The organism is Acinetobacter sp. WCHAc060033, assembly GCF_004209125.1.
Taxonomy (GTDB): Bacteria; Pseudomonadota; Gammaproteobacteria; order Pseudomonadales; family Moraxellaceae; genus Acinetobacter; species Acinetobacter wuhouensis.
In genome coordinates, this window is record NZ_SGSW01000019.1 from 70,050 (window position 1) to 80,046 (window position 9,997).

A 9,997-nucleotide genomic window follows, 5' to 3' on the forward strand; every position below is an offset into this window, starting at 1 on the left:
TTTTCTATACCAATCTATTTTGATCATTTTAATTTCTTTAAAATACAGGTAATGACACCCCAAATGATAATTTGTTCTTCGCTATGTGGGTGAATGTCAGGAAAATCAGGATTCTCAGCTTTTAACCAAATATCAGGTATACCATGTTCTGATTTGGTCTGCATAAAACGCTTTACGGTAAATTCATTATTGATCAGTGCCAAAACAATATCACCATGTTCTGCTTCTAAGCTACGATCAATTAAAATTTCATCACCGACCTCAATGCCTGCATTTTTCATAGATAAAGAATTGACCTTTAATATGAATGTCGTCACAGGGTTATGAATCAAATGATCATTTAAATCAATGCGCTTTTCCATATAGTCTTGTGCAGGAGAGGGAAAACCTGCTGCAACAGACTCAAGTGGATAGGGAATTTTGATTTTACTGTGTGCCTGAATAAGACGTAGATCATACCCAGAAATACAATCATCAATCGCATATTTTGACTGAATTGACGGTGTTATTTTGTTTGATTTCAACCATGTTTTGATCTCAATCAACTGAGAGGAATTGTCTGAAATTTTATCCATGATCAATAATCTTGAAAAAGTAACATAATCAAGTTTAACAAAATAAGCCATTCATGCAAGATTCTTTGGTCGGATTTATTGTGATTGTCAAAAGCTCCGCATACAATTATCCAAAATCCAAATGATTGAGAATGCAAATGTTGCAAGATTTTGTAGAAGAGCAGAAATTAGTATGTGAAGAATTTGACTCACGCTATATCAAAGTCAATAAAACGGATTTAGTTGCCATTGCTAAACAAACACTGAACAAAGAACCGATTGTAGGTTTGCGTAAGAAACCTGATGCTGACAATGTAGCGTGGTTTATTTACGGTGGTGAGCTGGAAGAGGGCGAGGATTTCTTTGATATTGTTACTGTGAAGGAACTTGAAGACATTTTCCCAGATGCAATTCCTTATCTTTCATTAGAAGAAGGTTTCCGCTTTATGATCGATGCTGATGAATACGAAGATGTTTGGAAGGCAGATGCAATATAGTGTTCGGTCTATTGCAGTAAGGTTGAATCTTATGCGACGTAGCATTATTTTAGGGGTATGTGGCGCTGTTTTAAGTGTGCAATGTGTTGCTGAAAGTCATTCAAAGACATTAAGCCAAGCACAATTTGATCAACGTATTCAGATGTATACGGATCAAGTCAATGCAACCAAACATATTTTAGATGAAGAAAATGTAACAGTAGACGCTACGGAACAACGCAGAGCATTTTGCTCACGTTTAGAGGCTTATCAGGAAATTGCAGAACTTGCTCAGCAAAATATTGGTTTGGATACAGCGAATATGATGCTGATCATTGCCAATAATTTTTTAGATCGCCAAAAGCAAAGTATGGCGCAGTCAGGTATGACGGTGGATGTATTTTGTGCAAATCAGGCTGCAAAGTGACTTAAAGTGCATTTTTGTCTGTTAATGACATGTTTTTGGCAGAAAATGATAAGGTAAATTGAGCGAAATAAGAAATAATAAGCCCATTAAAACAATACATTGTTAGATTTTCCCTGGTCTTAGTTGTGTTTGTTTTAATCATCAATTTCTTGATTGATGACGTCCTAAACCCGCTTAATTGCGGGTTTTTTAATTGTAGTGCTCAATTTTGAAAATAAAATTTTTAATTGTTTTGGCTAAAAAATAAGAGACTTTAAAAATGGATTAATGGATAGGAATTTTGAAATTAATGAATAAAAAAAGTTAATATTTAACCTTGTCAATGAATAATATGAAAATGAGTCATCATAATCATATTAATTAAGATGTAATTTAATTTTTAAAAATAAAATATTAGAAATTTTGTAAAAATAATAATTATAATGAATGGTTAATAAATTGGAGGATTGGTGAAAAGAATTCTTTGATTTATATAATTTTATTTTCATATATTTTTTATTCATATAGTGTTGATTATTTTTAATACAAAATATTTGTTGATAAATATGTGTTTTAATTATAATATTTTAATCAATTGTGTGAAGTTAGTCACATTATTTTTAAATTTAGTCTTTGGTATTAATTAACACAATAATTGTTTGGGAAATAATAAAATGGTTTAATTAAATAAAAGCTTAAGTATTTATTAAAATAGGGCGATGGATGAAATCTTTTGAACCAACTTTAACATTAGCATTATTACAGGTTAGAGAAGCGACGATGTCATATTTTAGAACCATTTTAAATGAAATTGGTTTAACGGAACAACAATGGCGTATTATTAGTATTTTATATCAATATAATGAATTAGAAAGTAATCAGCTTGCAGATTTAGCATGTATTTTAAAACCAAGTTTAACAGGAATAATTAATCGCATGTGTGATCAAAAGCTAACAGAGAAAAGAAAGGATCATCGTGATCAGCGAATATATTTAATTAAACTTACAAATGAAGGTAAGAAGTGTTATGAAACTCAAGTTGTTAAGATGAATGAATCATATCAACACATTCAACAACAATATGGCGAAGAAAAAATGCAACAATTGTTAGTGTTACTTAAAGATTTGTGTAAGTTGAAAGTGTTAAATTAAATATAAAGAGATGATTGTAAATTATTAATTTTTGAGACTATTATTTATTATTGTATTTTAGTATCTATTTTTGAAAATATATAAAATAATTTTTTTAGCTATATTTTTGAATTTTAAATGAAAAAATTCTTATACTGAGAGGTATAAATAGAAAGGTTGACTATTATTGAATAGTCAACCTTTTTTAATTCTCAGTTTTTATTTTAAAATATATTAATCAAATAATATAGTGATTATAAATATGGTTGATTTATAATCGCTATTGGGTTTGAATTATTTATTTAATTCTAAATAGTTTTTATAATCATTTAGATTATCACGTAAAATGCGACGTAATTCTAAAACAGCTTCAGGTGTTTCTTGGATAGAGTGACCACCTTGAATGACTTTTACCGAAGATTGACCTGTTAAGTGTGAGCTGAGATAGGGAACAAAGCCATCATTCATTTTTTGAGGGTCATGGCTTTTAACTTGATTTCCCATAATCGAATGATAGATAAATTTTTGATTTGGCAAAATATCTGAAGTCAGCTTCATAAAAGATGAATTTGGGCTTAGATTACTTGCACCATTAAAAGCTAAGCCTTGATTTAAATTATGTTTATTTCCTGTTGTGGATTGATTAAATTCAATCGCATTGAAAAAATTCTGAGGAAGAACAATAATTTTTTTGGCAAAGTTGGTAAACCAGCGATCTGCATAAGGCGTTCCATGGTGTGGGCTGGCAATAAAAATCGCACGACTAAACTGGGGTAAAGAACGGAAAATAAATCGTTCTTTGATGATTGGCTCTTGGTCGAGTTTATGCTTTTGTGCAGCACTCATCAGTGGAATAGCTTGCGTTGAAATATCTTGATCACTGACCAATAAACGACTAATAATGCCTCCCATACTATGCCCAATCAACACAGCATTTTTACTTGATTCAGAATTTGGTTCTGTAGTCGCAAAAGCTTGTTTGAGTAGTGCATGGATTTGAAAACGACTTTCAAAAATAGGCATATTGGTTGAGTAGAACACCTGCCAAACCTGATAATTATCACGTAAAACCTTATCACCCATGATGTTATTGGTCAGTGCAATCCACGCTTCTGGACTGCTTGCAAGACCATGAATCATGACAATAATTTTTTTATTCGGCTGATAGGGTTCAAGCATGAATAAATGTGGCATGATCAGGTTTTGTTCACGATTCAATAGGGTTTTATAGCCCGCAGAACCTAGATTATTTTCAGAGAGCCATAAACCAAAAGGCACGGAATAATTGGCGGTAAAGGTATAAGGCTTTAAATTGACTTCAGTTGTATGGTATTGGTAAGGGTTGAGGATTTGAATTTTAAAAGGTGCGCCATTGATGATTTGTGTACCTGTAAGTTTGAAATCAAGCGGTTGAGCAACAGTGCTGACAGGTAAATATTTGGCACGATGAATATTAGGATTGGGTTGATGTGCGTAGTATTGTTCAGGATTTAATATAAATTCATTTTTCTTATTTTGTTTAGTTTCTGCTTTTACTACAACAAATTCTGAACCTAGACCTTCCTGTCTATTAATCGCATAAAAACCTGAAAAATTAAGATTATAACTCGACTTTAAACTCTCAATAGGCATATTTTTGAGTTGTGGATATTGGTCAAAATTGAGCGAATATTGTGAATTTCCAATATTAAATTGCTCAGGAAAGGTTGGTGACGGATGGAGTAAATATTGGCTGATGATCAATCGTGATAATGCATAATTATAAAATGTACGAACTTGAGATTGCCGTTGGTCAAATAGTCGTGTTTCAGCTTTTTGCGGTAATTTAAATAAATAAGCATAGCTATAACGTAAGCTTTTATCGAGCAAGTAAAGTTCTTGTTTTAAAAAATCTTGCGTATTTTTATCTAAATTTTGTTGTGGTTTAAGTGCTGATAAATGTTGATCTTGAATTTGTAAGGCTTTGGCTAAATAAATTTCACTTGCTGTGGCATAGAGATCCTCATTTTCTAAAGTTCTATTTTCCTGAATATTGGAAATACATTCATCTGCTTGGCTTAGGCAACAGTCTGAATTTTGCCCAACGATGTATAAAGAGCTGAGTGTTGCCTCACTGAGACGATGGTGGGTGAGATAGTTATCCGTTTTATTGGAAAGTGAAGTACTCAGTTGATTGACGCGAAGTTGAACCACTTGGCAAGCGGATAAGCTACTGAACAGTACAGCAAGTGTAAAAATGCGCAAAGTAGAGGAATGTGCGCTGAATTTAAAAGTTTTCGATTTAATTAAGCGAGGCATGTGAATCTACATTCCCAAAAATCGTTACAGTTGCTTTATTTTAGCTGAATGTGCGACTTAATCGAAATATTTCATGGAGAAATTCAGTTTTTATATTTAAAACGAAAAGAATGTACGCTGATCTATTACAGTATTGAGTTTTAAATAAATCATCACTATGAATGCGCATGAATGGTTTAAGTCATCGCCGTTTTATAGTGTGGAATGAATGGAAGATATACTGTAATTGATCTTCCATTCAGATCAAACATTTAAATTAATCACTTAGGAAACAGTTGTTTGAAACTCATCTACTTCAAATTTAGTCATTTAAAAGTTTATTGATGTCTTTAGGCGCACCTTGTTGGCTTTGAATTTCACCTTTGGCATCTTTCCAAATCATGGCTGGTGTTGCGTAAAAACCGTATTTATCCATCAGTTTGTTATTATTATCTATTTTTTCAGACAGATCTTTAGGCATATTTTTCAATTCAACCAATTTATTTTTGCCATTGCTTAAATTGTGTTGCTTAAACACTTCAGCAGGATTTGCACTATTTAAAATAGTTGCAGCTTGCCCTTTGCTGCTTGGACGAATGACACCAACCAAGATATGACGTAATTGGACTTTGCCCGACTCTACAAATGGACGTGCTTGCTTCCAAAAGGTGTGGCAATACGGACAATTTGGATCATTAAACACATAAATGATTTTCTTAGCATTGCTGTCACCATCTTGAATCCACGCTGATTTTTCTAGGCTTTTCCAAATTTCATCTAAGACAGCACCTTTAACATGGGTGTTAATTGCTTCTTCTGAAAGATTTTTTCCTGAAGCATCATATAAATCTCCAACGATATAATGCTTTCGATCTTTAGAAATAAAGACTGTTGAAGGGTATTCATCACGGTAACCGGTCCAACCCTCAAGACCCTCGGGGGCATCAATTTGTTGAACAAAGCGATAACCCTCTTTCTCAAGTTTGTTTTTAATTACGTCTGTATTGGCAGAAAAAACAGAACTACTCATCAATAACATGAGTGAAGAAGTGAGTAAATATAGACTCAATTTTTTTAGGTTCATCGTGAATATAGCTCCATATTTAAACCAAAAGATAAGAATTAAACTTGCTTATTTTGAAGTTAATTTTTGAATTTGTTGCTGTAACATCGCATGGCTGATTTCGCCCATATGCGAATCTACCAATTGACCCTGAGCATCGAAAAATAGGGTGCTTGGTAAACCATACATTCCAGTTTTTTGAGCAACTGTGCCGTTAGCATCAAGCAATACATTGTGTAAATCGACTTGATGAGTGAGCAGATAAGTTTGTACAGTTTTCACATCTTCATTTTGATTGATGAAAATGAATTGCACATTTGGATACTTTTGCTGTGCCTCACTTAAAATTGGCATTTCACGACGACATGGCGGACACCAACTCGCCCACAGATTGATGACGACTGGTTTGCCTAGAAATTGGGTTAACTCAACATTTTTTTGTTCAAGGTTAAGTAAATGCGCTTCAGGAAATTGTTGATATTGCATTTGAATCTGCTGATGTATAAAACGTCCGGCAGTAAAAACCACGAGAAAAATAGTCATGGCGAGGATTAAAAACTTCTTAGTTAATGCTCGATTTTTCCAATAAATCCATGCCAAAGCTGCAAAGAGTGCGCAATAAATTTGAAAGCCTTTATCCTGAATTTTAATAATATCTAAGGGATGTTCTAAATAAATACTAAAATTCAATGCAACAAAGCCGATTCGACCTGCAATCAAACCGATCAAAATTGCAGTCCAAATCGAATCATTGAACACAGCCCATTGTGTTACAGACACTTTGAAATAAGAACGTGAAAACTTGCAGACTAAAATACTGATTAAAATCGCAAGCACCAGAATCATGATGCTCCAAGGCAACATGATCGGTCCGAGGTGAATCGCTTGGGTCGTGATCATGGCGATTGATTCAATTGAGTTTTTATTTTAGCAGTTTGCTGAATGAGCTGTTTTGCATTAAATGTCCCAGTAAAACGTAAGCCACGCAGTTCCACAGCATTTGCGTTTAAAAATAACATCGTTGGTGGACCTAAAATTTCATGTTGCTTCAAAATTAGATCTTGAGATTCATTATATTCGGTCAAATCGAGTTGAATCAGGGTGAAATCTTTTAATGCGGCTTGTACTTCGACTTGTGGGAAAACTTCTTTTTCAATCGGTTGGCATGCAACGCACCAATCTGCATAGACGTCGATAATGATAGGTTTACCTATTAATTTTGCATCATTTAAAGCAGTATTGAGTTGTTCCGCTGTAGAAACTTTATTCCATGTTAAATGTTCTGTTTGACTATATTGGGTCTGATAGGCTGCATAGCTTTGTTGGATATTCCAAAATGAAGCAACAAGACTCACAACTGCAATCACTGCCAGAATGACTTTATTGAGTACTTTCTCACTGTCACGGAGGGCATTGAATAAGTAAATTGCAAGAACTAAACACAGTAACGCAAATAAAGCGCTATAGATTGTGGTCGATAGCATTGGACGAATGAAATACAATGCAACCATGAGCATAATAAAGCCAAAGCTGATTTTAATGCGATCCATCCATTTACCCGGTTTTGGCAATAAGCGAGAGCCGAAAACGCTGGCAATGAATAAGGGTAGTCCAATCCCTAAACCTAATATAAATAAATATAAACCGCCTAAAACAGCACTTTGAGATTGCGAGACAAATAACAATGCTCCTGCCAAAGGTGCACTCATACATGGTCCAACGATTAAAGCCGAAAGTGCGCCCATAACGACCGCACCTAAAATCGTGCCTGCTTTTTGATTATTCTGTAAATTGCTCAGTTTGTTGGTGATAAATTGTGGCAAATTGAGTTGATATAAACCAAATAAATTCAATGCCAAGACCACAAATAAAACTGCAAATAATGAAACAATCCAAGGGCTTTGAAACCAGCGTTGGAAACTATAACCAATTTCAGCGACCACAATACCCATGATGGCGTAGATCACTGCCATGCTAATAACAAAACTGAGTGCAATGGCAACAGCTTTGTAGCCTTTGGCATTTTTAATAATAATTCCTGAAAGAATCGGAATGAGCGGCAATGAGCAAGGTAAAAATGCCAGTAATATACCCAATCCAAAGAATACTAAAAGGTTTAAAAATAAAGAATCTTTTGATAAAAGTTTAAAAAATGATTGATCATCATTCCATTGTAATGACGTTGTGTTGTCAATATTGGTGTTTTTCTCAATTGATTGAGCAACATTCGCAGATTCATTGCTATTGGTTGCTATCACATTTGAAGTTGGGTTTTGATCTGTTGCTTCTGACGATGCAGGTGAATTGATACTATCCAATTTTACAGGTGCATCTGGGAGCTTTTTATCTTCAACTGGAGCAAGAATGGAATCATTTCTGATTGGATCTTGCTTTGCATCCTGCACCTTCACTTTATTCGATGAAGATTGCTCAAGTGAATTATTATCATTGGGCTGTCGATTTAAAAGACGATTTGCTGATGAACTATTTTGAGGAAATAAGCCATTTGCATCAGTTGAAATCGTTTTACGTTGTAATGGATAACATAAGCCATCCGCAGAACAGCCCTGATAGAGCACTTGATAATCCGCATTTGGTTTTACATTGATTTGGGTGCTGACCTGTTCGTAATGAACTTCTGTTTTACCAAAAGTAGGGTCATCTTTGATTTGACCTTTAGGTAAATGTAAAGGAACCGATTTATGCTCTAAATTGACTTTAAATTGATCGTGATATAAGTAGTAATGCGGTGCGATTGTCCATTTCAATTGCGCTTTTTGATTTGAGATAGACTCAACCGACAACTGGAAAGCTTGATCAGGAGGTAAAAAATCAGAATTGGCATGACTGATTGAACTAAGCCCCAGTAGTGTAAAACACCCTATACTGATCAATTTTTTAAACGACATAATTCCATTTCTTTACTGAATTTACTCTTATTATCCATAATTTTAGATATAGCGGGGATTATTCTCGGTTTTTCTTTGTTAACTGATGAAGCGTAGTGATAAAACGCCTAGCAGATAAAATTTATGTTATCTAAAAATCAAACAATACTTAAAATTTTGATCAGCATTGTGGTAAATCCATTTATCCATAATCTTTGCGACCCCCTCATTTGGGGAATATGTTTCAATTTTGAAAACTCATAACATTTAAAAAATAATTTTAAAGGGGATTAGAAAATGAAAAATACATTAATTAAGACGCTATTATTTACCTCTATGATCAGTTTAGTTGCATGTGGAGGCGGTGAATCTGAAGACAGTAATTCAGGTTCAAAAGGTTCTTCTGATACGACGAAAATTGAACTAGGAACTAATCAAGATATTACCAATAGTTATGATACTAAAGGGATTATTTTAGATCAGAATAATCAACCAATTAAGAATGCAAAAATTGCTATTACTTTAGATAATATTGAATATTCAACGCGTTCTAACCAATCTGGTCAATACACTTTAAAAACGCCACAAGAATACGTTTATCCAGAATATGTTTCAGGTGTTATTACTGCGGAAGGGTATAAACCTGCGGCTTTAATACTGAATTATAAAAATAAATTGTTATTGACTAATGACAATAGCAACAACCCAAAACTTTCAGTATTACAGGAAAATGATGTCATCTTCTTTAATGGTCTAACGGTTATCCATTTAGGCAATGACTCTTTTGGTGGTAGTGTTAATTCAAAATTTCAAGTCAAATCTTCAGGGGTAACTTGGAAAGATAGTTTTATTTATTCTGCTGATAAAAAGTCAAAATACAATCAAATCTGTATTTCGATGTCGGCAAAAGGTGTGCAATCGTCTACAAGTAGCGACACAATTGAATTAAGTTCTAAGTCTGGTCAAAAGGTTGTAAAAAGCCTTGTGGATAGTCCAACAACTGGCGAATATGCAAACGCACAATATTGTCTTTCATTGCAAAATTTCCAAGCTGATGAGCAAATCGAGTTAAAAGTAGCTTCAAATGATGTTTATGATGCAGATGATTTTGAAATAATTAACATTATTGGACAATATAGTCATACTTCTACAGGAACAGGAACAGGAACAGGAACAGGAACAGGAACAGGAACAGGAACAGG

9 protein-coding genes are annotated in these 9,997 nt (G+C 33.8%); 4 read left to right on the top strand and 5 right to left on the bottom strand.

Features of this window, described 5'->3' with window-relative positions:
- Positions 1-23: 23 nt before the first annotated feature.
- On the bottom strand, positions 24-575 hold the full coding sequence (locus tag EXE10_RS10515; RefSeq protein WP_130113322.1) for a LexA family protein: 552 nt from the start codon (positions 573-575) through the stop codon (positions 24-26).
- Between the two features lie 137 nt (positions 576-712).
- Here EXE10_RS10515 and EXE10_RS10520 point away from each other — a divergent pair, with 137 nt between their 5' ends.
- The 3 genes from EXE10_RS10520 (at position 713) to hpaR (ending at position 2,588) form a co-directional block, all read left to right on the top strand.
- Positions 713-1,051, top strand: a complete 339-nt coding sequence (locus EXE10_RS10520) for a hypothetical protein (RefSeq protein ID WP_130113331.1) — start codon at positions 713-715, stop codon at positions 1,049-1,051.
- A gap of 31 nt (positions 1,052-1,082) precedes the next feature.
- Positions 1,083-1,457 carry a hypothetical protein gene (locus EXE10_RS10525; protein WP_130113323.1) on the top strand — a complete coding sequence of 125 codons (375 nt, stop codon included), beginning with the start codon at positions 1,083-1,085 and terminating at the stop codon, positions 1,455-1,457.
- A 702-nt stretch (positions 1,458-2,159) separates the two neighbouring features.
- Entirely contained in the window at positions 2,160-2,588 is a 429-nt protein-coding gene (hpaR, locus tag EXE10_RS10530) for a homoprotocatechuate degradation operon regulator HpaR (protein ID WP_130113324.1), read from the top strand.
- A 273-nt stretch (positions 2,589-2,861) separates the two neighbouring features.
- Here hpaR and EXE10_RS10535 read toward each other — a convergent pair whose 3' ends face one another.
- The 4 genes from EXE10_RS10535 to dsbD all read right to left on the bottom strand — a co-directional run bounded on the left by EXE10_RS10535 (position 2,862) and on the right by dsbD (position 8,816).
- The gene (locus EXE10_RS10535; RefSeq protein WP_130113325.1) at positions 2,862-4,865 is read right to left on the bottom strand and encodes an esterase/lipase family protein; all 2,004 of its coding nucleotides are present in this window, start codon (positions 4,863-4,865) and stop codon (positions 2,862-2,864) included.
- Positions 4,866-5,166: 301 nt separating this feature from the next.
- Positions 5,167-5,928, bottom strand: a complete 762-nt coding sequence (dsbG, locus tag EXE10_RS10540; RefSeq protein ID WP_130113326.1) for a thiol:disulfide interchange protein DsbG — start codon at positions 5,926-5,928, stop codon at positions 5,167-5,169.
- A 48-nt stretch (positions 5,929-5,976) separates the two neighbouring features.
- Positions 5,977-6,807, bottom strand: coding sequence for a TlpA disulfide reductase family protein (locus EXE10_RS10545; RefSeq protein ID WP_130113327.1), 831 nt, complete (start codon positions 6,805-6,807; stop codon positions 5,977-5,979).
- Entirely contained in the window at positions 6,804-8,816 is a 2,013-nt protein-coding gene (dsbD, locus tag EXE10_RS10550) for a protein-disulfide reductase DsbD (protein ID WP_130113328.1), read from the bottom strand. Before dsbD ends, EXE10_RS10545 begins: the two co-directional genes overlap by 4 nt.
- A gap of 276 nt (positions 8,817-9,092) precedes the next feature.
- Between dsbD and EXE10_RS10555 the strand changes: the two genes are divergently transcribed.
- Positions 9,093-9,997: carboxypeptidase-like regulatory domain-containing protein (locus EXE10_RS10555; RefSeq protein WP_130113329.1), on the top strand; the 905-nt coding region annotated here is incomplete at its 3' end.

Coding starts and splice junctions, on each gene's coding strand:
- EXE10_RS10515 (WP_130113322.1), bottom strand. CDS start 575: ATGGATAAAATTTCAGACAATTCCTCTCAGTTGATTGAGATCAAAACA.
- EXE10_RS10520 (WP_130113331.1), top strand. CDS start 713: ATGTTGCAAGATTTTGTAGAAGAGCAGAAATTAGTATGTGAAGAATTT.
- EXE10_RS10525 (WP_130113323.1), top strand. CDS start 1,083: ATGCGACGTAGCATTATTTTAGGGGTATGTGGCGCTGTTTTAAGTGTG.
- hpaR (WP_130113324.1), top strand. CDS start 2,160: ATGAAATCTTTTGAACCAACTTTAACATTAGCATTATTACAGGTTAGA.
- EXE10_RS10535 (WP_130113325.1), bottom strand. CDS start 4,865: ATGCCTCGCTTAATTAAATCGAAAACTTTTAAATTCAGCGCACATTCC.
- dsbG (WP_130113326.1), bottom strand. CDS start 5,928: ATGAACCTAAAAAAATTGAGTCTATATTTACTCACTTCTTCACTCATG.
- EXE10_RS10545 (WP_130113327.1), bottom strand. CDS start 6,807: ATGATCACGACCCAAGCGATTCACCTCGGACCGATCATGTTGCCTTGG.
- dsbD (WP_130113328.1), bottom strand. CDS start 8,816: ATGTCGTTTAAAAAATTGATCAGTATAGGGTGTTTTACACTACTGGGG.